Source organism: Hadarchaeum sp. (SeqCode), assembly GCF_049969415.1.
Classification (GTDB): domain Archaea; phylum Hadarchaeota; class Hadarchaeia; order Hadarchaeales; family Hadarchaeaceae; genus Hadarchaeum.
Window position 1 is genome coordinate 1 of the sequence record NZ_JBMFOX010000019.1, and the last position, 25,910, is coordinate 25,910.

Sequence of the window (25,910 nt, forward strand, 5' to 3'; positions counted from 1 at the left end):
CCTCAGAAAGCTGGTTAAGGAGGGAAAGATTAAAGATGAATTAAGAATCAAAAAGGGCATGCCCTTCGCGCCAGCGCTGGCCGCAGGGGTTTTCGTGACCGTTTTTTTCGGCGATATTTACTGGCAGTTTATAATCGGTCTGTTTGGATACATTTAAATGTCAGAAGGCTTAAAAGCACTAGGCGATAGCATGTGGGAATGGATTCTTATTTTTGTGGTTGTCATCGCCTTGGTGATAATCGTCGCGCTCTTTTTCAGCTATTACAATCGAATAATCACCCTATCGAACAGGATTGATAACGCTTGGGCACAAATAGAGGTGCAGCTCAAGAAAAGGGCAGATCTGGTTCCCAACCTCGTGGAAACTGTTAAGGGATACATGGCGCACGAGAAAAAAGCCATTGAAATGGTGACCAAAGCCCGGGAGAGGATGATGGGGGCCCAGACGGTAAAGGACAAGATGGATGCCGGGGTGGAGTTAGCGGCCGCGATGAAGACCATTTTTGCCTTGGCCGAGAACTATCCAAACCTTAGAGCCAGCGAGAACTTTAAACTACTTCAAGAACAGCTCGACGGCATCGAAAGCAAAATCGCCTATGCGAGGCAATTCTACAATGACTCGGTGCTTGCCTACAATAATGCGATCACGACTTTTCCGGGAAGATGGTTTGCCAAGAGGATGGGCAGAACCGAGCTAAAGCTATACTTTGAGGCTGCGGAGAAAGAGCGAACGGTTCCTAAAGTGACCTTTTGATGCAGCGGGTTAGTTTCTACGACCAGATAAGTAAAAATAAGAGAAATTCCGTGCTTCTAGTCATCCCCATAACAGCGATGGTTGTTGGTCTTCTCTACCTTATTGGATATCTATTCGCTCCAGAATTAGCTTTTTTAATGGTCCTTTTTGGGCTGTTCTGGATGGCAATGCAGGCAATGATTTCATATCAGTATGGTGATCGGGCAGTGCTCAGCGTTATGAAGGCCAAGCCAGCTGATCCCGTGAAGCATGTCTATCTGATAAACACAGTGGAGGGTCTTAGTCTTGCGGCAGGAATTCCCCCGCCAAAGGTCTATGTTATTGAGAGCGAGGAGATAAACGCTTTTGCTGTGGGTCGTGACCCGCAACATGCTGCGGTGGGTGTGACCACTGGGGCGCTTGAGAATCTCAACCGCGTCGAGCTGGAAGGTGTTATCGGGCATGAGATTTCCCACATAAGAAATTATGATATCCGCTTCATGATGATGATCGCCGTTTTCGTCGGTTTTGCCGCTATTTTGAGTTATCTGCTGTTGAGAGGTGCATTCTTTGCCGGAGGTTCAAGACGACGGGATGAACGAGGAGGTGGCATGGCGGCACTGTTGATACTAATGGGATTAATTTTGGCCGTAATTGCCCCTATAGCCACAAGGCTAGTTCAGGCGATGATTTCGAGGCAGAGGGAATATCTGGCTGATGCTAGTGCCGTGGAACTCACGCGTTATCCTGAGGGCTTAGCTTCCGCTCTTGAAAAAATAATGAATAAAAATAGTGGCAAAATGGAGGTAAGCGAGGCGATTTCGCATCTTTTTTTCACCGATCCTAAGAGAAGTCCCTTAGATAATCTTTTTACTACACATCCGCCCCTTGCTGAACGGATTAGACGGCTTCGGCAGATGTAGTTTAGTCGACGACTTCGGTAATGGCTTTAATCTTGGCTCCGCCCAAACCAAGCAATGTTCTAGCCACACTCAATTTTACCTCATCCCCCCGATTTACCCTGACGAGGCACTCCACAGGATAAATACCGGGCTTGACGTTACTCCGGATGTCGTAGCTGACCCGAACCAAAGCGAAACGGCCGCGGGATTCTTCAACTATGCCGTAGGTGAATTTCCTTCCGTACTTTAATCTGAATGCGGCAAAGGTGGTGGCGATGAGGCCGATGTTAAGAAAAGTTGGTGTTAAGATGGCCAATTCAGATTTCTCGGTAAAAATTGCCGGCAAAACTTTGAGCGATAATGGAAGAGTCCAGCTAATGGCGGCACAGATAATCACGAAACTTCTGTAGGCAGGGTAATCCTGTTTAAAAGCGAGCTTGAGCTGGGTCTTGGTCAGATGAAATAAATAAAAGCTGAAAATCAAGGTCAGGGTGAGAAAAGTTAAGTAATCGTCCTGTGAAATGACCAAGTAAACTGTCGTTGTGACGAAAAGCGATAATATAGCAATTTGTGTCTTTAACATAACATATTCGGGCCATCCGGCGTGACGGCTTTCGAAAAAACCCTTGATTTTTCTGGGTATTGCCGGATTATGTTTGATGGGCAGCTCGTCCTTATTTTTATCACTCTTATTCTTGCTGGAAGAGAGACATCTGTCAGAGCCGAGGAAGATGTTGCCTATTTGCCAAAACAGTCGGGTAAATTTTGAAACCTTCGTCATCATCTTCACCATCCAGCTTGTCATTTTAGTAAGATATTTTCGGAATACCTTGCTATTCCACCGAGATCCTGAACCTTGATAGAAACCACACTGAAAAATCCGAAAAGATTTTCCTCTATTTCAACAGTTTCCCCCACATGTGTTTTTCCGATGCCGCCAACCCCACTCCACAGCAATATTTTGGAATAGTAAACATCCGAAAAATAACTGCTGTCGTAGCTCAGTACAGCTATTTTTATTTTTTCGTTCGTTTTTTCGAGAAGCAAATTCGGTTCGCCATAGTCAAAATCGACAGCGTCACCAGCGCTTTCGTCAAAATCCTCGAAGGAATATCCCCATTTGGTGTCTGAGATTTTTTCAACGTCACAGTATTTGCTTCCAGCATAGTGGTCGGCCCCCGTGTTTTGTACGTGAATCCAAAGCGGGTGCACTTGGTTTAGAGAGATTTCCACTAGTAGCCCAGTGGCCGAACGATATTTTTCAGCAAGCGTCTGTAGAATTGTGTTATCGATCGGGAATCTATTTTTTTCCATAAGCTTTATTGAGTTGAAGATATCTTTTCCAGTATAAGATACTTTGTCTGCCAGAATTTGTATCGCGTTGGTTTCACTGCCCATCTCGGCAATTTTTAGACCGGACGCGACTATAAGCAGTGCTGGCAGTATCAGTAGCAGCGCCAAGCTGCTCAGGCCAACACCTTTCTGGTCTTGGTAACTGATCATCCGCATCACACCGTTTGGCCTCTCCAAACGTAGAGGCTGATTAATTCTGTGGTTTCTTCATAGCCAAGCGCAAACTTTATCAGAGTTATCCAGTCAGCGGTACCCATCGGATTATCCGGGTCCGTGGCACTTTGAGCAAAGCGCATGTTGAAAAGCACAGCGGGCTTGGGCAGAGTACCGATTCGGCTGTGGAAATAACCAGCAGGGCGAACAATTATTCCACTGAGCGGTGCCGTAAGATTATTCGGGGCATCGTCCCACCGGGCGATTACCCATGAATTGTCAATCGGCATGTAAATGTATTGGCTGTAGTTTGGATTGTATTCGATATTGTCGCCGTTTTTATAGGATTGGGTCACGAAATTGCTCGAACTGATGATTCGCATGTTGTCCAGCGGAGGTCCGGATATTTCTTGTGGTGAATTATTCCACTGGACTCCAAGGGACTCCCAGAGATACCCGTCAGTTTCTTCGAGTTGGCAATTGTGGTAAAGGGTGCTCCCACCGACGACGAGCATGCCGTCGCATTTTTGATATGTTACTAGCTCAATGATTTTTGAAGCCAACCCGTTTGGAGCGAGATCGGTTTCAGCATCAGGGATGAAAACTGCGTCATAGCAGGGACGATTCGGTTGCCAGTTAACGATGGCGGCGTCTATTTCATTCCAGAAATCCGCAAGAGTGTTAACTTTTTTGATTTCAATTCCGGCGTTTACCAACAGAAGCGATATGAATTCTTCATCGTCGTTGTCTACCCATGCCAGTATTTTAAGATTCTTTTGTGGTAGAGTTGTTGTTCTAACCGCCTTGGCAATTTCACCTGCTTTTTGGAAGGCAGCTAACCACTCTTCGTTTTTCCCAGCAGTCGGAAAAATATTATCCAGACGCGGATCATTTTCGTCACCAATTATCATCCTGAACTGAATTTCGGCGGGCAAAATTTTTCGAAGCTCAGTTTCAGCCAAGGTTTCAGCGTTTTCCAAGTAACCGTGTCTAATGTAGTTTACAATGGTGTCCATAGTTCCGGTCAACTGTAAGACTTCAAGAGCATCATTGGCATATCGCTCGAGCCGCAGAGAACCCTGTTGACCATGGATTGACTGCAATCCGAAGCCAACCAAGCCCACGATGGCCGTGATTAGAACCGCGACCGCCAATGTTGCATCGAGACTGAATATAAAACCCTTTTCGTCTTGTGGGGACATTTTTCTATCTCCATAATTTTACAACTAAAGTTCCTGTTGGAGGAAGTTCGACCAGTTTTGTCGGCGACCCCCTTGGTAGCGAAACTATCGAGACATCGGCGGGAGCATATTTACCCGAAACTCTGATCCAGATGAAATTCAGCCCTTCGTGTAGAGGTACCGGAAAGAGGTAGTCAGATCCATCGGGATAATCCACACCAGCGGATCTTATTCTGAACGGCGATTCCCGTGGCGGAGATTTAAAGTCCCAGTCCCCGTCCCCGTCAGGAGGATTCCGGTTCACCCAAATTCTAATCTCTGGTTGTGTCGGCGGCCGCGGTAGCAGTCTGGTTAAAACAATATACCAATCCCGCGTGTTTAGCTCTCCCGGATTGACAGTGAAGTAAACTTGATAACGAGGTGGTTTGCTGATGTGAACTAGATTTTCAATTGAGTTTTCGGTTATCACACTGGTGGCAACTAAACGCTTTACTATGACGACTTCGGAGGAATCTTTAGCTCCAGATGAAGATTTAATGTCCCAGCGTGGATAAACTGGAGGCCAGATATTTTCCCCGGTTTTTTCGTCAATAAGGACGATTTCGAATTTTTCAGAATTGTTGAAAAGGTTCTTTATTGCCTGGGAAGTTTCAGGATATCCCTCCCAAATTTCATTTCTGCAAAGCTGCCTTAGGTTCTCTAACTTTTGAATCGAAAGGCTGTTTGGTATCGAATCCCCATCTGGATTGGCCTGTGATAGACCAACAGTTTCCACGGAAGCAGGTTCCATCCACCAGTTATCAGGAATTCCCCCGGTTTTCACGAGCATATCTGCAGCAAAATTGGCAGTTTGTTCAAGAGAATATCTCAATAGATAATCATCCATCTGCCTTCTAACCTGCTCCAAGGCCAAACCGGAGCAACCGATTATCAGCGTTACTAAGGCAAGTGCGAAAAACATGTCTAGGGTAAAAACTTGACCGCGCTCGTTCACAAAGTCCCCTCCTTCAGACGGATAGAGACGACATAAGTGCAAAATGCCGTTTTAACCGTATTAGTCGTTGATGGGCGAGCACCTAGAGCGTGTTGAATATGGTTAAGGACGTATTCTTCGACCGTCTTTTTAACGATGTTTTCCTTGAACTCGAGCCAGTTAATATTCTCAGATGGCGCAGACACGATGACAATTGATATTTCAATCAGGTTGTCTCTGAGCTGCAAATAATCCAAGTTTAAAGAACATCCGTATTTGGTTTCAATAGCGGCGATGGCGCTTTCGGTTCCGTCGTGGGCGGCCTGAGTTATGGTGGCGATTTCATTATTTACTAAACTTAAGTAAAACAGCGATGTTGTAGTCAAAAGAATTCCAGCGACTAAAATCAAGAATTCCATGCTGGATTGGCCTGCTATTGACTCACGACACATATTTGAGATTCCTCCCAGAATATCTCAATTTTTTTCCCTAGGTTTTCGAATTCAAGCACAAAATTTTTGAAATTTCTGCAAGCTATCTTTGTTTCTACTGTTTCACCGCTTGAGATTTCCACGGTTAACAACCCCACCGAATTGTCAGAGAATATCCAATACTTGTGGTCCTCAACATTTTCCGGCAGTTTAATTTCGACCCTGAAGTTGGGACCGTTTACATAGACGGCGTTTATTGCTGACGCAAGCCTGTTTCCAATCATCTTTGCTTCTAGACCGGTACCAAGGGCTTCCGCAGATTTTCTTCTGTCTTCATATAGGTGTAGCAATGAGGTCGTAATCACTAGGAGCAAGGTTAAAGCCAACAAAGCGTCTATTGAAAAGAACCCGCTGTTTTCTTTCCTGTGCAATCTGATCACCCTCAGGGGTTAAGATAAATGTAAATTAACCCGCCATTTGTTTCAAGTTGTAAAGTTTCGGAGATGTTTTCGTTTTCGGACCAAACGATAATCACGGTGTAAGTTCCCGGGGAAATAAATGGAAGCAACTGCTGTCGCTGTATCTTGTAATGAATGTCGGCTTCCAAATTTTCTGAACCGAACTGCGTCCAAAACGTTATTCTGAAAACATTTTTTAAGTTGTCCATTTGTACGGTCCAAGCACAATCCATTCTAACCATCAAGCTTTTGACTGCTCCAGCCCCGTTCGTGTAAACGGTGTCTATGGCGCCAGCGATGGAATTCACGGCCGCGCGCGCTTGCATTAAATGCAGTGAATGGTTTGCAGCATCACTGGCCGGATTGATCATTTGGGTAAAAGTAACTGAGGTCATTATTGCAAGAGCCGCTGAAAATATTATTAGATATTCTAGCGCCGATTGTCCTCGGGAATGGTATTTATCTGATTTCATCTAGGACCACGATCCGGTGCGGGTATTGGTTGCTGGGATCGTAGCAGTAGATGAACGTGGTTTGGTGAAAAGTTCTTTTTGAAAGCGTGTTGTGTTCGGGACCAATTTTTAAATTTTGTTCTTCCACGTGGACGCAATTCTCTTTAACCCATTCTTCGCCCCGTTCGGTACCGTCTTCGTTCCAGCGGCTGGGAAGAATGGTATCCACAATTACTACAGAGTCGCGAAGATTGTCCCACATACCATCGCCGTTTAAATCCATCAAAATCTGAATGTCAGCGCAGCCATTTATCGGGACTGTTTCATCCGCTGTAACTATGCCGTCCGCGTCGAGGTTTTCGTAGCCGCCCAGACATGTTGTTAAAACTCTGTCTGGGAGAGAGTATTCGACAGTCAAGCTAGAGCCTGGACCCATCGCATAAACTCTGTTGAGGCCGGCCGCTAGTTCGCTGGCAGCCCGCTTCGCCTCTGAGATCTTGCTTAATTTATCAGCGTCTGTGATTGCTTGATTGCACATCGGAATGATAATGGTGGCTGCCATCATCATAAATGCAGCAAGGACCACCAAGAACTCTATACTCAGCTGTCCTTTCAAGAGACCACAATTGGGGATAATTGGAATGGGGCAATTAATCCTGATGTTTCAGAAATATTAACTTCCCACAGCTCAAGTTGTCGAATGCTGGTAGCTTATGTTAGCACCTATGGTTTGGAATGTGGATATAAATCGCGAATAGCTCAAAATGAGCGAGTCGGCACCATTTTTTATCGCGGTGGCTCCGTTGGACAAGAGTGCCGCAACCACAAGAGCGGCCGTTATGGCATAGTCGTTGTAGCCGTCCACCTCACAGCCGCGCAGTTTTGCCGGGCCTTGGATGATTAGTCCGTCGTTTCTCTCAAGCACCCTAGCTTTCATGCGCCTTAGCTCATTGGCTATTGCCGAAATTCTGTCCGACTTCATGGACCTAGCATCCTCAGCACCGTAGAGTAATGTTCTACCCTTTGCCATGCAGGCAATCACTGCCATCAAGGGCAGCAGTTCGGGAGCGGGGCTGAGGTTCAACCTAGCGGCCTTGAGTTTATGTTTTCCCTCTAAGATGACATATTTCCTTGAGGTCTGCGGCTCCAACCCGAACGCGTTTAAGTATTTGAGGAATTCCTTGTCGCGGTTGGTCATTTGTCCTTGAAAGTTAACTTTGATGCGAGAGTTGGTCAGCCCAGCCGCGATTAAAAATGGAGCAGCTCCAGATATTTCCCGTGGCACTCGATAACTAAAGACGTGATAAGTCTGGTTAGGGATTATGACCGTGTCCCTCTTTTCAGTTACTTTGACATGTCCGATTTTCATTAATTCAGAAATCTGATTCAGAGGCCGTGATTTGATTTTCAATTCTACCTTTTTTTTGGCGTATGGTGCTGCGATTAGAGCAAGGGGAAGGTATCTAGGTTCAAGAAAGCCAAGCTTTATTTTGCCGCCAGTAATGCCGCCGCCGAAAGTTATGAAAGGTGGGCTTTCATTAGGCTTCGTCGAATAGACGTCAGCACCCAGACTTCGTAGGGCTTTAAGAAAGTTGGGCATTGGGCGCGAGCGCAGCTGACTGTCACCGTTGAGCACGATGGTTGTTGCTGAAAGAGCAGAAATACTGGTAAGCAGGCATAGTGAGGTGCCGGAATTTTTGGCATCCACTGCGCCTTTGTCTGATTTAATTTTGGCATCAACCCCCCAGATAGTCCATTTTTCTTGGGATCGCTTTACGACGGCACCCAGCGTTTCGGCCGATTTTAGCATAACGTTAGTGTCACGAACCTTTAATGGGGATTCTATGGTGGACTTTCCTCCGGCGAGAATCGCAATTGCGACGGAAAATTGGGTATGAAATTTTGATGGTGGAGCTTCCACTTCTCCCGTGAGCGAAGTCGCTGGGTTAACGATTAGATTCATGAGTTCACCGGATAATTATCTTTCTTATTTTTTTAGAGGCATCTTCAATAACTTTTTCGATGTTTATTAAATTTTCCTGCTTGAGGATTTCTTCCGCATTAACCGTAGCTCCTGTGGCGGGTTGACTTTTTGCGCTTTTTATCCTCAGACCTATTTTTTCTCCAATATCTTTTATTTCATCTTCATCTAGAAAGGAAAGAGGTCTTAGCACTGGCACGTCGCAGACAGCATCGATGGCGGGTAAGTTTACCAACCCCAGTAATTTAATTGTTTCTGCATCATCTCCAGTTACAACGGCTTCAGCCCTAATCTTTTTCGCGATTAAGCTAGCGGCGCGCAATTCGCAACGCTTGTGAATAATTGAAGAAATTTTTTTGTCTTTATTTTTCAGAGTTCTGTTTAGGACTTTTTTAAATGGAAATACCAGGAGAGAATCGTCCGCCCCGAAGAGGGACAATTTCTTAGCTTGGCTGATAGTGCGCTTTGCCTGTTGATGCGTCGTTTGGTCAAGGGGATTTAAAAATAGCAGCGCAACGTTGCACCCCCTTTTTAACATCATAAAGGCGGCGATAGCATATTTTGCGCCGCCGGATAAGATCGCTACAGTTTTACCTTGAGTTCCAACAGGTAACCCGCCAACACCCTTAACTGTTTTGTAAAAGATGTAGGCATCACTACCCCGGACCTCAATTGAGATTTCAACATCAGGGTGCGAAAGGTCAACTTTTAGACCTTTTAGGCGTGAAAGTATAGCCGATCCGATTTCAACGTTTATGTCTCTGCTCGAAAAGGCATGTTCTCCGACTCTGGTAGTTCTGACCGCGAAGGACATTCTTGGATGTAATATTTTTTTGGCCATGGCGATTGCCTTAGATTTAATATCATCGAGATGGGCCCGAGTTTTAATTGCCGGACTTACTGAGGTTATGCCCGGCATCTGGGACAGAATTTTTACGGCTTTAGCAGCAGCCGTGGTTTCAACAAAAATTCTGCCCCGTTCGGTTCTAAGGTTATGCGGCAATTCCTGCAGTGAACGTTCAATTGAGTTTATCAGGCTTTTCTCAAATCTTCTCCGCACGGGTTCACTTTTGAGGGCCAGTTCTCCGTATCTCACTATCACCGTGGATGTCATGGTATCGAAAAGTTCTATCTTCGCTCAGACTAAAAATTAGGCTATTGTTAGCCGGAAACACACTTTCTTGGCTTATAGTTAGCTACAGTTGTCTAAAAATGATAATTTTAATTAAAAAAGAACGAAGAAACAAAGTGGTGAACAATGCCCAAGGTTCTGGTTATTTATGACTCGTCGTCAGGAAATACGGAGAAGATGGCTCAAGCGGTGGCCGAGGGTGCGAGAGAAGTAGCCGGCGTTAATGTGGTGCTTAAAAAGGTCGACCAAGCCAAAGTTGACGAGCTGTTAGATGCGGACGGCATAATCGTCGGTTCCCCTTGCCATTTCGGCCAGATGTCCGCCAAAGTGAAGGCCTTTATCGATGAATCGGTGAAACACTATGGCAAGCTCGATGGAAAAGTTGGCGCGGCCTTTACCAGTTTTGGGGGCTCGGGTGGGTCTGAAACCACGCTACTGTCGATGCTCCATGCCCTGCTCATCCACGGCATGGTCGTAGTTGGGAGATCAAAGCGCATGCACTACGGGTCGGTTGCGGTGGGAACACCGAACCAAGACAGCATCCAAGACTGTCGGGAGCTGGGATATAGGGTCGCAAGTATTGTGGTTAAGTTGACCAGATAGCTTTGACCGCTTGAGCAGCCAAATTAGCCGCATCTTTAGTGCTGCTTCAGAAGCTTTAATATCTTGGCTCCCGCCGCCTTAATGTCTGTCATGCTTTTGGCGCCAGCGCAGACCCCCTTGCCGGAGACAAAGAGGAGCACTACTACTTTAGGTTCGTCCAGCCGGAAGACTAGGCCCGGAAAGACTTCGGGCTCATATTCAGTATTTTCAAAAGTTCTGGCTATTTTCTCCAAGTCGAATTCGCGCCCGAAATCGAAGGAAGCCACAATATTTTGAACTTTTACCTTGGGCTCACTTTTCACCTTAACTCCGGCTTTCTGAAGTTTCTTGGTGAGTCTTTTGATAGCCAGCTTAGCATCCGCCATGCTCCTGGCGCCAACGCAGTTCATCTTCCCTGAGGCAAAAATTAAGAAGGAGGCCTGCGGATCCTCTGATTTATAAGCGATTCCAGGAAATACCTCAGGATCATACCTTGCCCCCTCAAGCGATCTGGCCAGCTTCTCCAAGTCAAACTCAACGCCTTCGTAGGTCACGGAAAGCACGATGTTTTGTAACTGGGTTTTTACCTCCGCCACAAAATCAACCCTTCCTTGACTACTCTCTTACGCATGCTTAAAAAGGTTGAGTAATTAATCTTTTAGATAGTTAGGAGAACTTCGGTGAGAGCTGTGGCTGTCACGGTAAAATTCTTTGCCAATTTTAGGGAGGCGGCTGGTGTAGAGAGCGCGCTGGTAGAAGCTGCCGATGTTTACTCACTGCTGAAGGCGCTTGTGGCTAAATTTGGTGAGAGGTTAAGTAAACTGCTCTTCGAGGGCGAAAAATTGCGTGAGACCGCATGCATCATCGTAAACGGAAAGAGCATTAATCTGTCAGAAGGATTGCGTACCAAGTTGAAAGACGGCGATGTTGTGGCCATATTCCCCCCGGTATCGGGAGGTTAGTTTCCGCGGTGATGGTTCTTGCCTGACGTGGGTATACATCGAAAGGGAGAAGTTACTCTTCCCGATCTTCTTGAAAGGATGAAAACCAGCTTGGGTAAAGATGTGGGTGCCATTGGTTGTTTCGTGGGAGTTATCCGAGAAGTTTCCACGGATGGGGAACTTGTTAAATATCTGCATTACGAAAAAGCCGAAGACGCGATGGAACAGCTTGAAGAGATAGCGCTCGATTTCGAGAGGATCCCCGGAATCAGGAGGGTAATGATTCACCATGTCGTTGATGATCTCTCTCCCGGCGATGACGCAATCTATGTGCTAGTAGCGGGGGTCCGGCGGGCTGAGGTTTTCAAAGCCCTTGCGGAAATAATGGATAGGGTAAAAAAAGAGGTTTTCATCTGGAAGGAAGAAGTCACTGAAGATAAAAGACGCTGGGGCCACGAAATTGACCGCTGAAAAAGACGACCGCAGGATAGTCAGGACGTCAGCAAATTCCCTGCTTTTGGGAAGGATGCCCAAAGGCTGCCGACTCTGCATAAAAGGGGCTAAGATGGTTCTTTTTGTAACAGGTCTTTGCCGGCGCCACTGCTTTTACTGTCCGTTGTCTGACAAAAGGGCGGGTAAGGATTTAGCGTATGCGAATGAAAGACCGGTTAAGTCGATTAGGGATATTCTAGAGGAAGCGAAATCAATGGACGCCTTGGGCACCGGAATCACCGGTGGCGATCCATCGCTTAGATTTAGGCGCGTCTTAACCTATCTAAGACGCCTGAAGCAGGAATTTGGTCCAGATCACCATGTACACATGTACTGTTGTGGTGAGCTATCGAGGTCACAGCTACTCCGGCTCAAACGCGAGGGTCTGGATGAAATCAGGTTTCACACTTGGTCGGCAGAGCCGGTTAAGCTGGCGCTGGAAGTCGGACTTAATGCTGGTGTTGAGATACCCGCCATCCCTGGTGATTATCAAAGGATAGTCTCGCTCTTGACCGAGCTGGAAAAAATAAAATGCAATTTTTTTAACCTGAATGAGCTTGAGTTTTCCGATACCAATTTGGCGCAGCTTAGGGCGAGAGGATTCGAGCTGAGGTCCAGCACTTCGATGGCGGTCAAGGGAAGCGAGGAGGAGGCAATCCGGGTCCTCAGATGGTCCGCTAAGAACACGAAACTGAATATTCACTATTGCCCCAGCGCCTTGAAGGATTCAGTTCAGCTGCGCAACAGGCTCAAGCGCAAGGCGAAAAATGTCGCTAGAGCTCACGAGGCCATCACGCCTGATGGCCTTTTGGTAAAAGGGGTGATCTTGAACCTTCCCGTTGAGAAGCTGATTTCGGTGCGATCAAGATTGATGCGAAAACACGAAATCCCGGCAGATTTAATTGTAATCGATCGTCGCAGAAAAAGGATTGAGATGCACTGGCGCGTTGCCGAGAACTTGGCCAAAATTGAGCGGGACCTTACTTTCGCTTTAGTCGAGGCTTACCCCACCTACGACGGGCTTGAGACGACCTTGATCCCGCTCTGAAATATTCTTCAGCCAATTTAGAGTAGTTAATGGCCTGCGTTTTGATCTGTCGGAATTCTTCATCGGTAATCGTCCGCAGAGGTCTGGCCGGGATGCCCACGACAACGGTGCGCGGTGGTACTTCGACATCGCGGAGAACCACCGCCCCAATTCCGACCATGGCGCCTTTCTTGACCGTTGCGCGGTTAAAAACGGTGGCACCGGCACCTATGAGGCATTGATTTTCGATGGTGGCACCGTGTATCAGCGCATTGTGGCCGATGATAACATAACTGCCTATCTTGGTAGAGAGATACTCTGGTTTCCCGTCTCGATACACATCCCCGGCGTGAATTACGGCATTATCCTGGACATTGGTGTAGTTGCCGATTTTTATGTTGGCGAAGTCTGCCCGGACGACTGCTCCGGGCCAGATGCTGGCGTGCTTACCAACGATAACGTCGCCTATAATTGTCGCGGACGGGTGAACGAATGCCGTCCTGTGGATGCGGGGTCTTTTGCCCCGAAAGGACTCAATCATGTTGGCGCAACTGCCTCTTCCTTTCTGCTCTGGATCAAAATTATCTCGCCGATTGCCATGACGCTGCTGTAAGGGATTGACAGGGCCTTGCCCCCCTTTCGTTCGAAGACTAGGCCTACTATCGCCCCCTCTTTATCATCTAACACCGCATCTTCTACTGTCCCCACGTAACGCGCGCGGTCGCTGTAGACTTTAAGGCCATTTAACTCGGACAGCCTTTTCATCAGGTCACCTCGCCATTTACTCATACGGCGGCTTTTTAGTTCTTTCGCTGATCTTGTCCTCAGAGGTGTTGGGTCGATTTTTGCGGGAAGAACTTTGTTGCCGAATGAGTTTAATGACCTCTTTCAGAAATCGCAAAGACAATCGAAAGTTCGACCGTCTATTTTGATTTTCATAGCGTGGGTTGAGGTGGGGATTTTACTGCGGAAGAGGTGCTGAGTAAGCTTTAAGTATGGCAAATTGTAGAGATTATAACGTCCACACTGCAGTGTGAACGGCGTCGATTGGAGTTTGGGACTCAAATGTCCCACGATGAGAAATCGTGCTCTTGGTGTGGACTCAAAATGTGGATCCGAACAAACCAGGCTACTGGAAGGGCTCGGGTCCGAGATAGGTTCGGTACTCAAGCCAATTTCATTGGCTTTGCGACAATAACTCCGGTTGATTCTGCCGGAGGCCACCGCTATTGGGGTTCGGCTAAGCCATGCGAGTGGAGGGCGTCCCGCGAGGGATGGCCCCGCACACGGCTCAGTAACACGTAGTCAACTTACCCTCGGGACGGGGATAACCTCGGGAAACTGAGGACAATCCCCGATAGGTGAGGGACGCTGGAATGCCCCCTCACTCAAATCCTCCGGGGCCCGAGGATAGGACTGCGGCCTATCAGGCTGTTGGTGGTGTAACGGACCACCAAACCTACAACGGGTACGGGCGATGGGAGTCGGAGCCCGGAGATGGGGACTGAGACAAGGCCCCAGGCCCTACGGGGCGCAGCAGGCGCGAAAACTCCGCAATGCGCGAAAGCGTGACGGGGGAACCCCAAGTGCCGTTGGTCCTTTGATCGACGGCTTTTGTGGAGTGTAAGAAGCTCCACGAATAAGGGCTGGGTAAGTCGGGTGCCAGCCGCCGCGGTAATACCCGCAGCCCGAGTGGTGGTCGCGATTATTGGGCCTAAAGCGCTCGTAGCCGGGCTGGCAAGTCCCTTGTGAAATCGGGCGGCCTAACCGTTCGGCTGGCAAGGGATACTGCCGGCCTTGAGGCCGAGAGACGTCAAGGGTACTCCGGGGGTAGCGGTGAAATGCTCTGATCCTCGGGGGACCACCAGTGGCGAAGGCGCTTGACGAGAACGGACCTGACGGTGAGGGGCGAAGGCTAGGGGAGCGAACGGGATTAGATACCCCGGTAGTCCTAGCTGTAAAGGATGCGGGCCAGGTGTCTGGTGTTCCTCGAGAGCACCAGGTGCCGGAGAGAAGTCGTTAAGCCCGCCGCCTGGGAAGTACGGTCGCAAGGCTGAAACTTAAAGAAATTGGCGGGGGAGCACCACAAGGGGTGGGACCTGCGGTTCAATCGGATTCAACGCCGAAAAACTCACCAGGGGCGACAGCTGGATGAAGGCCAGGCTGACGACCTTGCCGGACTAGCTGAGAGGTGGTGCATGGCCATCGTCAGCTCGTACCGTGAGGCGTCCTGTCAAGTCAGGCAACGAGCGAGATCCTCGCCCTTAGTTGCCCCAGTGGGAAGCTGGGCACTATAAGGGGACCGCTGGCGCTAAGCCAGAGGAAGGAGAGGGCGACGGTAGGTCCGTATGCCCCGAATCCCCTGGGCCACACGCGGGTCACAATGCGTAGGACAATGGGTTGCGACCTCGTAAGAGGAAGCTAATCCCCTAAACCTACGCTCGGTTCGGATCGAGGGCTGCAACTCGCCCTCGTGAAGCTGGAATCCCTAGTAATCGCGCGCCAACACCGCGCGGTGAATACGTCCCTGCTCCTTGCACACACCGCCCGTCAAGCCACTCGAGTGGGGTTCGGATGAGGCTCGTTCGAGTTGGGCGAGTCGAATCCGAGTTCTGCAAGAGGGGCTAAGTCGTAACAAGGTAGCCGTAGGGGAACCTGCGGCTCGATCACCTCCTTTGAAGTTTTGAGTACCGAACCCTCGTTGGGCCTGTAGCTCAGAGGTAGAGCGTCGGCTTTGCAAGCCGAAGGTCGCGGGTTCGATTCCCGCCGGGTCCACATCAATAAATGCGGCACGCGAGGAAACTCTCGTGCTAAGGGCATATTGCGGGAAACGCAAGATGATTGCCGTGCATAGGTCGCAGCTGTGCTAGCTGGGTTTACAGAGAACTTAGTAAGCCACCTGGGGGATGGCTTGGCTCGAGCGCCGAAGAAGGCCGTGGCAAGCGGCGAAACGCCTAGGCGAGGTGCAAGCAACCGTTGAACCTAGGATCGCTGAATGGGACTTCCTGACGGAGGTAAACCTCCGTCGCTCGCGCGAGCGAGCGGGAACCCCGGGAACGGAAACATCTTATTACCGGGAGGAAAAGAAAGCAACCGCGATGCCGGGAGTAACGGCGAGTGAAACCGGCAGAGGGCAAACCGAACCTGGTGGCGAAAGTCACTGGGGATGTGGGGTTGTAGGACTCCCTCCAATCCCTCGCGTGAGAAGCCGAAGCAGTTGGAAACCTGCGCCGTAGAGGGTGACAGCCCCGTAGGCGTAATCGCGCAGGGTACGAGGGGGAGGATCCTGAGTAGGGCGCCTCGGAATTGGTGCCTGAAGCTGGGGGGCATCAACCCCCAACCCTAAACACGTCTCGAGACCGATAGCGGACGCAGTACCGCGAGGGAAAGCTGAAAAGTACCCCGGAAGGGGGGTTAAAAGAGCCTGAAACTAGGTGGCGATAGTAGGGCACGGCTCGAAAGAGTTGATCCTCCCCGAAGGAAGCCGTCGCGAGGCGGTGGTACGAGGGGAGGGAATCAGGGTCGTGCCGTCCGTCTAGAATCACGGGCCAGGGAGTTTCGCGCCGTGGCGAGGCTAAGCGGTTCAACCGCGGAGCCAGAGCGAAAGCAACAGGTCCGCAGCCCGCAAGGGTGAGGGACGGGGTGTTAACAGCGCCCGGAGTCACGACGCGAAGACCCGAAACCGGGCGATCTAGTCCGAGGCAGGCTGAAGTCCCTCTTTGAGGGATGGAGGGCCGAACCGGTCTTGATGTGCAATTCGGTCGGATGACCTTGGGCTAGTGGCGAAAGACCAATCAAGCCCGGTGACAGCTGGTTCCTTCCGAAGCTGGCCGCAGTCAGGCCTAGCGCGAGGTCGCCGGTGGCGTAGAGCACCGATTGGGGATGCGTGGGGGGAAACCCCCGGCTCTCCTGTCGAACTCCAAAGCTGCCGGCACCGTAGATCGCTAGAGACGGGATGCGGGGGGTAAGCTCCCGCTCCGAGAGGGGAAAAACCCAGACCGGGGTTAAGGCCCCTAAATGTCGGCTAAGTGTCAACCTAGAAGGGCGTCCTCGTCCTCAGACAGTGGGAAGGTAGGCTCAGAAGCAGCCATCCTTTAAACAACGCGTAATAGCGGACCCATCGAGGGCGGGGGCCCCGAAGATTCACGGGGCTAAGCCGACTGCCGATACCTCGGGGCAGTCGAAGTTTAGTAGACTGATCTGGTAGGAAGGCGTCCGGCGTGGGGAGAAGTACGGCCGAGAGGTCGTATGGACCACGTTGGAATGAGGATCCTGGTGGTAGTAGCAGCATAGTTGGGTGAGAATCCCAACCGCCGAAGGGGCCCGGGTTCCTCGACAATGATCGTCAGTCGAGGGTTAGTCGGTCCTAAGGTGGCTCTCAACCAGACGCCATCGAAAGGGAATCCGGTTAATATTCCGGAACCACCTAGGTACCTGCGGCAACGCAAGCCCGGCTTCCGACGCTCTGAGATAGGCCGAGTGAGGTCGTCGCCTCATTTAACCGTTGAAACCCGGGGAGTTCCGTAATGGAGAGAACCGGGTGAAGGCGGGAATAGCCTGCCGTTAGGTGGGTTCGGCTGATTCTTGGAGCCCGTGAAAAGGGAGCCGGGAAATGGGACCCTGGGTGACCGTACCTAGATCCGACACAGGTGCCCCTAGGTGAGAAGCCTAAGGCGTGTCGAGATACACCAGGCTAGGGAATTCGGCAAGTTGGCCCAAAAGCTTCGGTAGAATGGGTGCCTGCCCCGCGAGGGGCAGGTCGCAGTGACTAGGGGGCTACGACTGTTTAATAAAAACGTAGCTTACTGCGAAGGCGAAAGCCTTTGTACAGTAAGTGAATTCTGCCCAGTGGCGGTACGTGAAGGCCCGGTCCAACGGGCAGAAGCGCCGCCAAACGGCGGGGGTAACTATAACCCTCGAACAAGGGGGTTGTAAAACTTGGCTGTATGCGGGGAAGACAGAAACTCCGAGAGTTTCGGAGAATGAGTCGACCCGCAGGAAACCTCTGAGAGCCAGAGAACTTATAACAAAGTCCCTCTTAAGAAAAGCGGGGAAAACGATGAGCCTAGCTTACTTATTGGGCGTTATGCTTGGAGATGGCGGCCTTTATGGAAAGTCATATACAGTTTTCTGCAGGGACAGCGAAAAGAGATTTGTCGAGGAAATTGCCAGAATTGTGGAAGAGCTCTTTCAGATAAAGCCCAAGGTGCGGAGAATCTCTTCGGACTGCTGGATGGTCAGCACCAACCACCGAAAAGTTCACAGTTTCTTTGAGAGGCTACACTATCCCAAAGGAAGGAAACTTACAACGCTGGATATTCCACCGATGTTTCTGCAGGACAAGTTAAAGCTGGAAGTCGTTCGAGGACTTTTTGACGCTGAGGGTTACTGTGGTCTTGACGTTCAGAGACACCGGGAGAAAGTGTATGTTTATCCCTACGTTGGCATTGATATGATCGCCAGACCATTGATTCTACGTCTTCAGGGGATTCTGAGGGAACTTGGAATTGAGTCCTTCGTTAGCGTCAGAAAGCGCAGAGCTTGGGGAAAAAATCCGCAGTTTTCTTTGGTAATCAAGGGCGTGGAGAGAGTCAGTAAGTTCAAGGAGATAATAGGTTTTAGACATCCAAAAAAGGCCGAGAAATTGAAGAGGCTCTTTGAGGAGGGATCCTCAGAGACCATACGCCAGGCACGCGTTGAGCGTGATGATATGGTCCACCCTTCCACAAGGGAAGGAGGCTTAAGGTAGCGTAATACCTTGCCGCTTAATTGGCGGCTTGCATGAAGGAATCAACGATAGCCCCACTGTCCCAGCCTGGAACTCGGTGAACCCACTGGCCGGCGCACATGCCGGGGACCCCCGAAGGGAAACGAAGACCCCATGGACCTTTACTGCAGCTTGTCGTTGGGGCGCGGTCGCGATTGCAGAGCGTAGGCGGGAGCCTTAGAAGCCCGGCCTTAGGGCTGGGTGGAGGCGCCAATGTAACACCGCCCTTTCGTGGCTACGTCTCTAACCCCGCAAGGGAGACAGCGGCAGGTGGGCAGTTTCGCTGGGGCGGCAGTCCCTCGAAAAGATATCAAGGGAGCCCAAAGGTCGGCTCAGGCGGGTCAGAACTCCGCCGTGGAGGGCAAGGCCAAAAGCCGGCCTGACTGTGAGCTCACTACCAAGGCTCGCAGAGGCGAAAGCCGGGCCTAGCGAACCTCGATGTCCCTCTTGGTGAGGGCTCGGGATGACAGAAAAGGTACCCTGGGGATAACAGAGTTGTCGCGGGCGAGAGCCCCTATCGACCCCGCGGTTTGCTACCTCGAAATACGGGGTATGGCGGCAGCAATGCCGACCAAAGCACCGGCTAATATCGGAGAATCCTCCACAAAAGTTGAATAGAGGGAGATTGAGTGATAGTGGAGGCAACTCCGAGGGAAGTGGGCATATGGAAAAGCCGCTGACAAAAATTCAGAGAGAGCTAATCGTCGGATCTCTCTTGGGCGATGGACACTTGCGTCCTCATAGAGGCAAGGTGGTTTTTGAGTTTCTACAGACAGCTAGGCGCAAGTTCTACGTTGAATGGAAGCACAACATCTTAAGAAACATCGCTTGTCCTAAGATCTATCACAGAAAAAATGCTCGAGACTACTACAAACTGGTGACTAGGACACATCCAGAATTGATGGAGTTTTACCGACTTTTCTACAGAGAAGGGCGCAAGGTCGTTCCGGAAGAAGTCAAGAGGATGTTGACGCCTTTTGCAGTAGCGGTCTGGTTCATGGACGATGGCAGTAAAAGCAGGAATTCGGTTTACTTCAATACCCAAAGATTCGGTGTAGAGGACCAGTTTCGGTTGATAAAGGCGCTCAGGAAATTTCACTTGATTGTCAATTTGAACCGTGACGGAGAATACTACCGGCTAAGGTTGCTCAAGAGACATAATCGGAGGTTTTTTGAGTTGGTCAGCCCCTACGTCTTGGAAGAATTCAAGGAAAAGTTGCCCACCCTGTAGAGACTGATGCCGAATGGCAGATGAGTTGGATCACATCGTGTGGTCCAAAATACGCCGGCCCCCACTTAGGTGTGGGGTGGAGAAATAGTCCGAAGAGAAATCTTTGCGATGTCGGTTCTTCCCATCCTGGCCGTGTAGCAGCGGCCAAGGGTAGGGTTGTTCGCCCATTAAAGGGGAACGTGAGCTGGGTTTAGACCGTCGTGAGACAGGTCGGATGCTATCTTTCGGGGGTGCTGGGTGCCTGAGGGTAAGGTATCCCTAGTACGAGAGGAACAGGATGCCGGCGCCTCTGGTTTACCGGTTGTCCGACAGGGCAGAGCCGGGCAGCTACGCGCCAGTCGATAAGGCCTGAAAGCATCTAAGGCCGAAGCGATACCCGAAAATAGGCACCCTGGGCTATCGGTGACTCCGTCACGGCGAGTCGTGGCGACACGGCTTGCTGGATAGCCCGCAGCCTGGGACCAGAAGATCCCGTTGGATGACCACGGGTGTAAGCACCGAGCTTCGGCGAGGTGTTCAGCCCGGTGGCACATATCGGCTGAAAGTTCCAGTAACAAGCTGGTGCAGTTGCGACCTATGCATGGCTTTCATGATCACGAGGCTGTTTTACAACTTTAATGTGGGTTTATCGAGAGTTGGCAATAAAATCAAAAACTTTAAGCATTCCTATAATGGTAAAAAATAATCCTGCTATGGAGCCCAGTCCAGCTCAGATTGGGGGCGTCTAGCAGATTATGGAACCTTAATGGCGCCGTTGGGGCAAGAGGCCTCGCATGCTCGACACTCGATGCAGTCATCCGGCCGAACTACCACGGCCTTTCCATTTTGAATTTCGATGACGTTGGCCGGACAGACATCCGCGCAGACTCCAGCCCCGGTACACTTTTTTAGGTCAACAACGGGTGGCATACCATTCCTCCTAATATCTTTCAGGATAAAGAAAAGAAAACCTGTCTTTATTTAAATTTTTCCGTCAGCCAATTTTAGCGGCAAATTTTGCATGAGACCGGTATTGTGGAAACAGACCTGATCAGAACCGAGACAAGAAGACCCAGTAAATCAAGACGTTGGCGATGGTCAGGGGAACCCCGACTTTGGCAAACTCGAAGAAGGTCAGCGTGTCGCCAGACCTCTTCTCAGCATTCTGAATGATTATAACATTACTCGCGGCTCCAAGGATGAACATGTTTCCGGCGATGGTGCTTCCAGCTGCCAGCGCAATCATTTCTTTGGATGAAGCGTCGGCTTGGACCAACATGGGCAAATACAGCGCTACCAGCGGAACATTGGAGATGAACTGGCTGAGCAGGGTGCTGATAGCTAGAATCATAGGGATGGACGTGATGTTAATTTTCAAGCCGGTTATCATAGACTGGAAGAAACCGGTCTGCCAGACGCTTTCCATGAACACGAACATTGCCGCGAAAAAGACGAGCGAGTGCCAGTCAATGTTTTTTATTATCCTCAGCCTTCTGGGGCTAAAAATTAAAATCGGAACGGCAGCAGCCAGTGCAATGTAGGTCAATCTGAAGTCAACCTGTGGTGCAAGATAGCCCAACCCGATTTTGACCGCAACCAGCGCCACTATTATGATTAGGGAAAGTTTGGAAAGGAAGGCCAGCAAGCGGTCCTTTATGGGGTCTAGTTCATGGTACAGCGGTTTTGAGTGAAATTGTTCCCGATAGAAGAGCTTCAGCAGAAAATAGGCCACAAAAAGGTTGATAATTGTCGGCAGGAGAAGGAACCTAAAGAAAGTGATGAAGGGGTTATTAATGCCACCATTGATGGCAATTAAGACGTTTTGCGGGTTGCCGATGGGACTCATTGCGCTTCCAATGGTGACCGCGAACGCCAAGGTCAGCAGCATTAGCTTGGGTGAAATACCGTGCTTTTTAGCTAGCAAAAGAACGACCGGGGTACCAATGATGGCGATGGTGTCATTCATCAAAAACGCTGAGGCCACGCCCATGCCAAACAAGATTGACAGTATCAGCGAATCTATTGAATTGGAACGCTGGAACATCCTGTAGGCCAGTTTTGACAGATAACCGCTTTCTTCCATCGCCTGCCCAACGGTGAACATTCCGAAGAGGAACAGCATCACGTCTAAGTTGATTGACTTCAGCGCATCGGTCGGTGAAATTTGTCCCGTCACCAACACCGCGATGGCGCCGAAGAGCATAATCTGCCATATCTGCAGCCTTATCCTGCCCACTCGTCTGATTGCGATTAGCAGGAAGACCGCAGCCAGGACGATTATTGGGATGTACATGTGAACCTAGTTGATTAACATCCCCGCGATTAAAAAGTAGTGTGCCGGCCGATGTGGGTTAAAAATCGATGCCGCAAAGCAGCGCCAGTGCGGTCATCAAAATTGGCAGGAGGGTCGTTTAGGCGTTTTCTGTCGCAGCCATGTTTTCCCGCCTCATGATTTTAGTAATATATCCTGCAACCCGATTGCGAGTCGTCTTGCTATCCGTCTTTACCAGCTCGTCGAGTATTCTTACGTTTTCGCTGAAATCCTTCGTGAACTTGTTGGGGTACTTCTCAAGGATTTCTCTTGCGGCTCTTTTTATGTATAGAGATCTCACGCTTCCCATAGGTGTCCCTCCCGCTCGTTTTGGTGGTGAGGTAAAAAAGGCTTTCCCCTCAGCTAACCTTTTCCGCTATCTTTAGTGCTAAGTGAGCAACTTCGCTGGGAGTGGGACCTAGAAGCCTGATCATGGCTTCCTTTCCTAGACCTCCTCTGTCATAAATGACTTGCGGTACCGTGCCCGCTTTTTTTATGGCTTGTTCCGTGCCCCACTCCATGGTCTTGACTCCCTTGGGCTCCATAATACGATCAAAGGAGGAGATGCTCAACCCTAGGGATTGGCAAAGTCGGAGGGTTTCCTCGGAGAATTTGATGTTCATCGCCGCTAGAATTCTGGGGTTAAACCTATGTGCGGTCAAAACGGCATTGGCCATATGCTCCGAGCCACCGAGTTCAGGAAAACCTGTTAAGACAGCACCATTGCTGGTCCTCACAATCCTTCCCGAAAGCCCGACCACTTCGGATCTGGATTTTGCCCCGGGTAGTGCCATCACGATGTTCGTTCCAACCTCTGGAATCAGCTTCACGAATTTCGGGCTTTTCACCAGCAGCTGTGCCGCCTTCCAGACCTCACCGAGGGCTCGGGCAGTTTCCACCTCCCGAAATATTCCTGCCATCTGGTTAACCGGCACGACGCCATGGCCTAGCTTTAACCGGCCTTGGATAGCCTGAATCACGAACGCTCGGGCATTTCTGACCGCGGTGCTCAACGATGCACCCTTGGCGAGTTCGGCAGCAATAGCTGAGGATAGTGAGCAGCCAGTTCCGTGCGTGGTCTCTTCAGTTAGCCTCGTCCCGCTGAGCTCTTCAAATCTTCCCTTTTGGTATAAAATGTCGGTCACGGTTTTCTTCATCAGGTGTCCGCCCTTGATCAGAACCGCTTTAGGCCCGAGGCCAGCAATTTTTTTAGCGGCACGTTTCATATCGCCAATTGATTTAATTTTTAGTCCCGATAGCCTTTCAGCCTCGTGTACATTTGGTGTTACCAATTCAGCGCAAGAGAGTAGCTCTTTCATCGCGGACAGAGCCCCCTCGCGCATGAGCGGGGAGCCGCTGGCCGAGATTATTATTGGATCGACGACGACTCGCAAATGATATTTTTTGATTCGGCTGGCAACCACTCTGATGATATCCGCGCTGCTCAGCATTCCGGTCTTAGCAAACTTGACTTCGAAGTCTTCCATGAGGACATCGATCTGCTTGGCGACGAACTCCGGGGGCATTTCCATGACGGCCTCGACACCGAGCGTGTTCTGCGCAGTTACCGCGGTGATGGCGCACAACCCGTGAACCCCGAGCGCTGCCATCGTCTTTATGTCGGCTTGAATTCCGGCGCCGCCACCGGAGTCCGATCCGGCTATGGTCAGCACACAGGGTACTTTCATGTTTTCTCCTCCGTTCTTTCCCGACCCATTTTTTGGAAAGTATTCGTCATCCTTTCGAAACATTATTTACACCCCTAGGCAATAAAATTAGAGGATATCATGAGAAAAATACAGCTCACCATCATCCAGATTGACAACTACGGGCCGTGGACGGTAATGCCCGAGCCCAGAAGAGAGTTTGAACTCCAGGTGTTGCAGGCGGAACTATTTGCTGAGTTGGAGCGGCAGTTCGGCACGCGGGGTGGGTTGGTCTTTCCAACAAGGTTTGACAACCTCATCGCAGTTACCAATGGCATTTCCATGGAAGAACATCGTGAAATTCAGAAGGTGGTTAACGAAAAGTTTCCAGTTACCGTGAGCATGAGCATCGGGGCTGCAGCCACACCTTACCAAGCCCAAGTCTTGGCTACATTGTGTCTACAACGCGTCGGGAGCAGCCAATCAGCTGAGCGCAAGAGTGCTTTGGTTGGCAGCTGCGTGAGCTATCCGGATCAGGACTGGGTTCAGATTGCCCACATGGACATAAACCATTCCACGCTAATTACGGACAGCGAACCCATTTACGACACTCACGTTCTGCTTCAGAGGGCCCACTTGGTCCTAGTTCAGAAGTTCCTCCGCTGCAATGCCTTGGTTTTTTACATGGGCGGCGATAACATCATGGCCCTGTCAAACGGCCTCGAAGTTTCCGAGATTTCCGACGTTCTTGCTGAGGTCAAGGCCGAAATGGGTCTGGAGTTAAAGGCCGGTGTGGGGGCTGCACCTACGGCAGAAAGGGCAGCGCAGTTGGCCAGCGAGGGTTTACACGAGATCCGTAAAAATAGGCATAAATCCACGATAATCTTAAAACGGGCTTGATTTTAGGGCGCGGCAGAGTTCAGCCGTGCATCCTTTTGAAGCTCCAAGTTCCGGCAACGATGGCAAGTAGCGAAAAGATTGCAATTACCTCGATATCAATCAGGAGGGGGAAATGCTGGATCCCAATGATGGCCCCTCGTACTAGGTCGACCCCGTAAGTTACTGGATTTATGGAGGTTATGTTTGAGAACCAGGGCGGCAGGTTGCTTAGCGGGAAGAGGGCCCCGCTGAAGAAGAACAGCGGCCAGATGACGAAGTTGGCCACCAGCATGAAGCCCTCCGGGCTCCTCATGTTGGCGCCGATGGCTAGCCCCAGGCTGACCAACGCTATGGAGAGCAGAAACAGAAGCAGGAAGACTTCTAGCAAAATGGTGGGGGCAAGGGAAAATCCGATGAAGTAACCGATTACCAGCAGCGCCGCCGTTTGGACCATTACGGTAGTACACCCTCCTAGTACCTTTCCTATGAAGATGCTGACGCGGGAGAGAGGGGCCACCAGCACCTCCTTTAAGAAATCGAGCTTTCTATCCCAGATCACATAAACCCCGTAAAAGAGCGAGGAGAAGAGCACGCTCATGATGAGGATTCCGGGGTAGATGTAGGTTCGGTAGTTAACGCCCTCGATGGTCACGACCGAGCCGAGGCCCGTGCCGAAGGCGACCAGCCACAGGATCGGTGAGATGAGCGATGAGATCACCCGCTCCTTCTCCCTTAGATAGACCTTGAATTCCCTCAGCCAAACGGCGTAAATGCCCTCAACCTCGCTCATGTTCTCCTCTCGTTCATTATCCGCTGCCAGAACCCACCTTCGGCCTCGTCCTCTCTAATCTCCCTGCCGGCGTAGTGAAGGAAGACATCATTCAGGGTGGTGGGTTTCAGTTCCACGCTCTTAACTTCTCCGGCGTTGAGGAGGATTTTTTTCAGATCGCATCTCCTGTTTTGGAGCACGATTTGAAGCAGGTCTCCTCTCCGGTGGATGGTCTTCACGCAGTCAAGTTTCTTCAATGCAGCCATCCGTGGATTTTTTGTTCTGATGATAATCTTATCGCCACCCAAAAGCGACTTCAATCTTCTTGGTTCCCCAAGGGCGATTATCTTTCCTGCGTCGATGATTCCCACCCGGTCACAGAGAAGCTCGGCCTCCTCCATGTAATGGGTGGTGAGGAGGATTGTCATCTTTTCCCTCCGCGCCAGTGTGGAGATATATTTCCACATGTGTTCTCTCGTCTGCGGGTCTAGGCCTAAAGTTGGTTCATCGAGAAAAAGCACAGAGGGGTGATGCATC

At 50.2% G+C, this 25,910-nt stretch carries 26 protein-coding genes, 1 tRNA gene and 2 rRNA genes; 10 read left to right on the forward strand and 19 right to left on the reverse strand.

Annotated features, from left to right (window positions below):
- Positions 1–190 precede the first annotated feature (190 nt).
- Both ACP5PX_RS05205 and ACP5PX_RS05210 read left to right on the forward strand, forming a co-directional pair.
- Positions 191–754, forward strand: a complete 564-nt coding sequence (locus tag ACP5PX_RS05205) for a LemA family protein (protein ID WP_428084662.1) — start codon at positions 191–193, stop codon at positions 752–754.
- A complete protein-coding gene (locus tag ACP5PX_RS05210; RefSeq protein ID WP_428084714.1) occupies positions 754–1,656 on the forward strand; it encodes a M48 family metallopeptidase in 903 nt (300 codons plus the stop codon). Before ACP5PX_RS05205 ends, ACP5PX_RS05210 begins: the two co-directional genes overlap by 1 nt.
- Before the next feature lies 1 nt (position 1,657).
- Here ACP5PX_RS05210 and ACP5PX_RS05215 read toward each other — a convergent pair whose 3' ends face one another.
- From ACP5PX_RS05215 to ACP5PX_RS05260, 10 genes are all read right to left on the reverse strand, one after another.
- Positions 1,658–2,416 (reverse strand): DUF2101 family protein, encoded by a 759-nt coding sequence (locus ACP5PX_RS05215; protein ID WP_428084664.1) that lies wholly within the window; start codon positions 2,414–2,416, stop codon positions 1,658–1,660.
- 20 nt (positions 2,417–2,436) lie between these two features.
- Positions 2,437–3,138: a hypothetical protein gene (locus tag ACP5PX_RS05220; protein WP_428084666.1), complete on the reverse strand. Its 702-nt coding sequence runs from the start codon at positions 3,136–3,138 to the stop codon at positions 2,437–2,439.
- Between the two features lie 5 nt (positions 3,139–3,143).
- Positions 3,144–4,295: a hypothetical protein gene (locus ACP5PX_RS05225; RefSeq protein ID WP_428084668.1), complete on the reverse strand. Its 1,152-nt coding sequence runs from the start codon at positions 4,293–4,295 to the stop codon at positions 3,144–3,146.
- 52 nt (positions 4,296–4,347) lie between these two features.
- Entirely contained in the window at positions 4,348–5,316 is a 969-nt protein-coding gene (locus ACP5PX_RS05230; protein ID WP_428084671.1) for a hypothetical protein, read from the reverse strand.
- Positions 5,313–5,714, reverse strand: a complete 402-nt coding sequence (locus tag ACP5PX_RS05235; protein ID WP_428084674.1) for a hypothetical protein — start codon at positions 5,712–5,714, stop codon at positions 5,313–5,315. Before ACP5PX_RS05235 ends, ACP5PX_RS05230 begins: the two co-directional genes overlap by 4 nt.
- Before the next feature lie 14 nt (positions 5,715–5,728).
- The gene (locus tag ACP5PX_RS05240; RefSeq protein ID WP_428084677.1) at positions 5,729–6,157 is read right to left on the reverse strand and encodes a hypothetical protein; all 429 of its coding nucleotides are present in this window, start codon (positions 6,155–6,157) and stop codon (positions 5,729–5,731) included.
- Between the two features lie 11 nt (positions 6,158–6,168).
- Positions 6,169–6,657 (reverse strand): hypothetical protein, encoded by a 489-nt coding sequence (locus ACP5PX_RS05245; protein WP_428084680.1) that lies wholly within the window; start codon positions 6,655–6,657, stop codon positions 6,169–6,171.
- The gene (locus ACP5PX_RS05250) at positions 6,644–7,204 is read right to left on the reverse strand and encodes a hypothetical protein (RefSeq protein WP_428084682.1); all 561 of its coding nucleotides are present in this window, start codon (positions 7,202–7,204) and stop codon (positions 6,644–6,646) included. Before ACP5PX_RS05250 ends, ACP5PX_RS05245 begins: the two co-directional genes overlap by 14 nt.
- A gap of 120 nt (positions 7,205–7,324) precedes the next feature.
- Positions 7,325–8,599 (reverse strand): 3-phosphoshikimate 1-carboxyvinyltransferase, encoded by a 1,275-nt coding sequence (locus ACP5PX_RS05255; protein ID WP_428084684.1) that lies wholly within the window; start codon positions 8,597–8,599, stop codon positions 7,325–7,327.
- Positions 8,600–8,603: 4 nt separating this feature from the next.
- Positions 8,604–9,731 carry a tRNA sulfurtransferase gene (locus ACP5PX_RS05260; protein ID WP_428084686.1) on the reverse strand — a complete coding sequence of 376 codons (1,128 nt, stop codon included), beginning with the start codon at positions 9,729–9,731 and terminating at the stop codon, positions 8,604–8,606.
- A 144-nt stretch (positions 9,732–9,875) separates the two neighbouring features.
- On the opposite strand from ACP5PX_RS05260, the gene ACP5PX_RS05265 reads away from it, so the two are divergent.
- Entirely contained in the window at positions 9,876–10,352 is a 477-nt protein-coding gene (locus ACP5PX_RS05265) for a flavodoxin family protein (RefSeq protein WP_428084688.1), read from the forward strand.
- A 35-nt stretch (positions 10,353–10,387) separates the two neighbouring features.
- Here the strand turns inward: ACP5PX_RS05265 and ACP5PX_RS05270 are convergent, their stop codons facing one another.
- The gene (locus ACP5PX_RS05270) at positions 10,388–10,927 is read right to left on the reverse strand and encodes a TATA-box-binding protein (protein ID WP_428084690.1); all 540 of its coding nucleotides are present in this window, start codon (positions 10,925–10,927) and stop codon (positions 10,388–10,390) included.
- A 93-nt stretch (positions 10,928–11,020) separates the two neighbouring features.
- On the opposite strand from ACP5PX_RS05270, the gene ACP5PX_RS05275 reads away from it, so the two are divergent.
- From ACP5PX_RS05275 to ACP5PX_RS05285, 3 genes are all read left to right on the forward strand, one after another.
- Positions 11,021–11,293 (forward strand): ubiquitin-like small modifier protein 1, encoded by a 273-nt coding sequence (locus ACP5PX_RS05275; protein ID WP_428084692.1) that lies wholly within the window; start codon positions 11,021–11,023, stop codon positions 11,291–11,293.
- A gap of 27 nt (positions 11,294–11,320) precedes the next feature.
- Entirely contained in the window at positions 11,321–11,743 is a 423-nt protein-coding gene (locus ACP5PX_RS05280; RefSeq protein ID WP_428084716.1) for a molybdenum cofactor biosynthesis protein MoaE, read from the forward strand.
- Positions 11,744–11,837: 94 nt separating this feature from the next.
- Positions 11,838–12,812, forward strand: coding sequence for a radical SAM protein (locus ACP5PX_RS05285; RefSeq protein WP_428084694.1), 975 nt, complete (start codon positions 11,838–11,840; stop codon positions 12,810–12,812).
- Here ACP5PX_RS05285 and ACP5PX_RS05290 read toward each other — a convergent pair.
- On the reverse strand, positions 12,745–13,332 hold the full coding sequence (locus ACP5PX_RS05290; RefSeq protein WP_428084696.1) for a gamma carbonic anhydrase family protein: 588 nt from the start codon (positions 13,330–13,332) through the stop codon (positions 12,745–12,747). The two genes, ACP5PX_RS05285 and ACP5PX_RS05290, sit on opposite strands and share 68 nt — an antisense overlap.
- Positions 13,329–13,556 carry a PRC-barrel domain-containing protein gene (locus ACP5PX_RS05295; protein WP_428084698.1) on the reverse strand — a complete coding sequence of 76 codons (228 nt, stop codon included), beginning with the start codon at positions 13,554–13,556 and terminating at the stop codon, positions 13,329–13,331. Before ACP5PX_RS05295 ends, ACP5PX_RS05290 begins: the two co-directional genes overlap by 4 nt.
- A gap of 432 nt (positions 13,557–13,988) precedes the next feature.
- Here ACP5PX_RS05295 and ACP5PX_RS05300 point away from each other — a divergent pair.
- From ACP5PX_RS05300 to ACP5PX_RS05310, 3 genes are all read left to right on the forward strand, one after another.
- Positions 13,989–15,466: ribosomal RNA gene (locus ACP5PX_RS05300) — 16S ribosomal RNA — on the forward strand.
- Positions 15,467–15,494: 28 nt separating this feature from the next.
- Positions 15,495–15,566: transfer RNA gene (locus ACP5PX_RS05305), tRNA-Ala, on the forward strand.
- A gap of 103 nt (positions 15,567–15,669) precedes the next feature.
- Positions 15,670–20,342 (forward strand): 23S ribosomal RNA (locus ACP5PX_RS05310).
- The 16S and 23S rRNA genes sit together here with 1 tRNA gene alongside, the layout of an rRNA operon.
- A gap of 179 nt (positions 20,343–20,521) precedes the next feature.
- On the opposite strand, the gene ACP5PX_RS05315 is transcribed toward ACP5PX_RS05310, so the two are convergent.
- The 4 genes from ACP5PX_RS05315 to thiD form a co-directional block, all read right to left on the reverse strand.
- Positions 20,522–20,698: a 4Fe-4S dicluster domain-containing protein gene (locus tag ACP5PX_RS05315; protein WP_428084700.1), complete on the reverse strand. Its 177-nt coding sequence runs from the start codon at positions 20,696–20,698 to the stop codon at positions 20,522–20,524.
- Positions 20,699–20,819: 121 nt separating this feature from the next.
- Positions 20,820–22,061, reverse strand: a complete 1,242-nt coding sequence (locus tag ACP5PX_RS05320) for an anion transporter (RefSeq protein ID WP_428084702.1) — start codon at positions 22,059–22,061, stop codon at positions 20,820–20,822.
- Between the two features lie 118 nt (positions 22,062–22,179).
- The gene (locus tag ACP5PX_RS05325) at positions 22,180–22,389 is read right to left on the reverse strand and encodes a 30S ribosomal protein S17e (protein WP_428084704.1); all 210 of its coding nucleotides are present in this window, start codon (positions 22,387–22,389) and stop codon (positions 22,180–22,182) included.
- A gap of 49 nt (positions 22,390–22,438) precedes the next feature.
- Positions 22,439–23,767 carry a bifunctional hydroxymethylpyrimidine kinase/phosphomethylpyrimidine kinase gene (gene thiD / locus ACP5PX_RS05330; RefSeq protein ID WP_428084706.1) on the reverse strand — a complete coding sequence of 443 codons (1,329 nt, stop codon included), beginning with the start codon at positions 23,765–23,767 and terminating at the stop codon, positions 22,439–22,441.
- Between the two features lie 99 nt (positions 23,768–23,866).
- On the opposite strand from thiD, the gene ACP5PX_RS05335 reads away from it, so the two are divergent.
- Complete coding sequence (locus ACP5PX_RS05335; protein ID WP_428084708.1) at positions 23,867–24,625, forward strand: GTP cyclohydrolase IIa; 759 nt, start codon at positions 23,867–23,869, stop codon at positions 24,623–24,625.
- 19 nt (positions 24,626–24,644) lie between these two features.
- Here ACP5PX_RS05335 and ACP5PX_RS05340 read toward each other — a convergent pair whose 3' ends face one another.
- Both ACP5PX_RS05340 and ACP5PX_RS05345 read right to left on the reverse strand, forming a co-directional pair.
- Positions 24,645–25,394, reverse strand: coding sequence for an ABC transporter permease (locus ACP5PX_RS05340; protein WP_428084710.1), 750 nt, complete (start codon positions 25,392–25,394; stop codon positions 24,645–24,647).
- The coding region (locus ACP5PX_RS05345; RefSeq protein WP_428084712.1) for a DUF4162 domain-containing protein at positions 25,391–25,910 on the reverse strand (520 nt) is incomplete at its 5' end. The genes ACP5PX_RS05345 and ACP5PX_RS05340, both read right to left, overlap by 4 nt.

What these genes read in the sequence shown, in the direction of transcription:
- ACP5PX_RS05250 (WP_428084682.1), bottom strand. Translation starts at nt 7,204, where the DNA reads ATGATGATGGCAGCCACCATTATCATTCCGATGTGCAATCAAGCAATC.
- ACP5PX_RS05285 (WP_428084694.1), top strand. Translation starts at nt 11,838, where the DNA reads ATGGTTCTTTTTGTAACAGGTCTTTGCCGGCGCCACTGCTTTTACTGT.
- ACP5PX_RS05245 (WP_428084680.1), bottom strand. Translation starts at nt 6,657, where the DNA reads ATGAAATCAGATAAATACCATTCCCGAGGACAATCGGCGCTAGAATAT.
- ACP5PX_RS05215 (WP_428084664.1), bottom strand. Translation starts at nt 2,416, where the DNA reads ATGACGAAGGTTTCAAAATTTACCCGACTGTTTTGGCAAATAGGCAAC.
- ACP5PX_RS05290 (WP_428084696.1), bottom strand. Translation starts at nt 13,332, where the DNA reads ATGATTGAGTCCTTTCGGGGCAAAAGACCCCGCATCCACAGGACGGCA.
- ACP5PX_RS05235 (WP_428084674.1), bottom strand. Translation starts at nt 5,714, where the DNA reads ATGGAATTCTTGATTTTAGTCGCTGGAATTCTTTTGACTACAACATCG.
- ACP5PX_RS05210 (WP_428084714.1), top strand. Translation starts at nt 754, where the DNA reads ATGCAGCGGGTTAGTTTCTACGACCAGATAAGTAAAAATAAGAGAAAT.
- ACP5PX_RS05205 (WP_428084662.1), top strand. Translation starts at nt 191, where the DNA reads ATGTGGGAATGGATTCTTATTTTTGTGGTTGTCATCGCCTTGGTGATA.
- ACP5PX_RS05260 (WP_428084686.1), bottom strand. Translation starts at nt 9,731, where the DNA reads ATGACATCCACGGTGATAGTGAGATACGGAGAACTGGCCCTCAAAAGT.
- ACP5PX_RS05320 (WP_428084702.1), bottom strand. Translation starts at nt 22,061, where the DNA reads ATGTACATCCCAATAATCGTCCTGGCTGCGGTCTTCCTGCTAATCGCA.
- ACP5PX_RS05340 (WP_428084710.1), bottom strand. Translation starts at nt 25,394, where the DNA reads ATGAGCGAGGTTGAGGGCATTTACGCCGTTTGGCTGAGGGAATTCAAG.
- ACP5PX_RS05220 (WP_428084666.1), bottom strand. Translation starts at nt 3,138, where the DNA reads ATGATCAGTTACCAAGACCAGAAAGGTGTTGGCCTGAGCAGCTTGGCG.
- ACP5PX_RS05325 (WP_428084704.1), bottom strand. Translation starts at nt 22,389, where the DNA reads ATGGGAAGCGTGAGATCTCTATACATAAAAAGAGCCGCAAGAGAAATC.
- ACP5PX_RS05295 (WP_428084698.1), bottom strand. Translation starts at nt 13,556, where the DNA reads ATGAAAAGGCTGTCCGAGTTAAATGGCCTTAAAGTCTACAGCGACCGC.
- ACP5PX_RS05255 (WP_428084684.1), bottom strand. Translation starts at nt 8,599, where the DNA reads ATGAATCTAATCGTTAACCCAGCGACTTCGCTCACGGGAGAAGTGGAA.
- thiD (WP_428084706.1), bottom strand. Translation starts at nt 23,767, where the DNA reads ATGAAAGTACCCTGTGTGCTGACCATAGCCGGATCGGACTCCGGTGGC.
- ACP5PX_RS05265 (WP_428084688.1), top strand. Translation starts at nt 9,876, where the DNA reads ATGCCCAAGGTTCTGGTTATTTATGACTCGTCGTCAGGAAATACGGAG.
- ACP5PX_RS05335 (WP_428084708.1), top strand. Translation starts at nt 23,867, where the DNA reads ATGAGAAAAATACAGCTCACCATCATCCAGATTGACAACTACGGGCCG.
- ACP5PX_RS05315 (WP_428084700.1), bottom strand. Translation starts at nt 20,698, where the DNA reads ATGCCACCCGTTGTTGACCTAAAAAAGTGTACCGGGGCTGGAGTCTGC.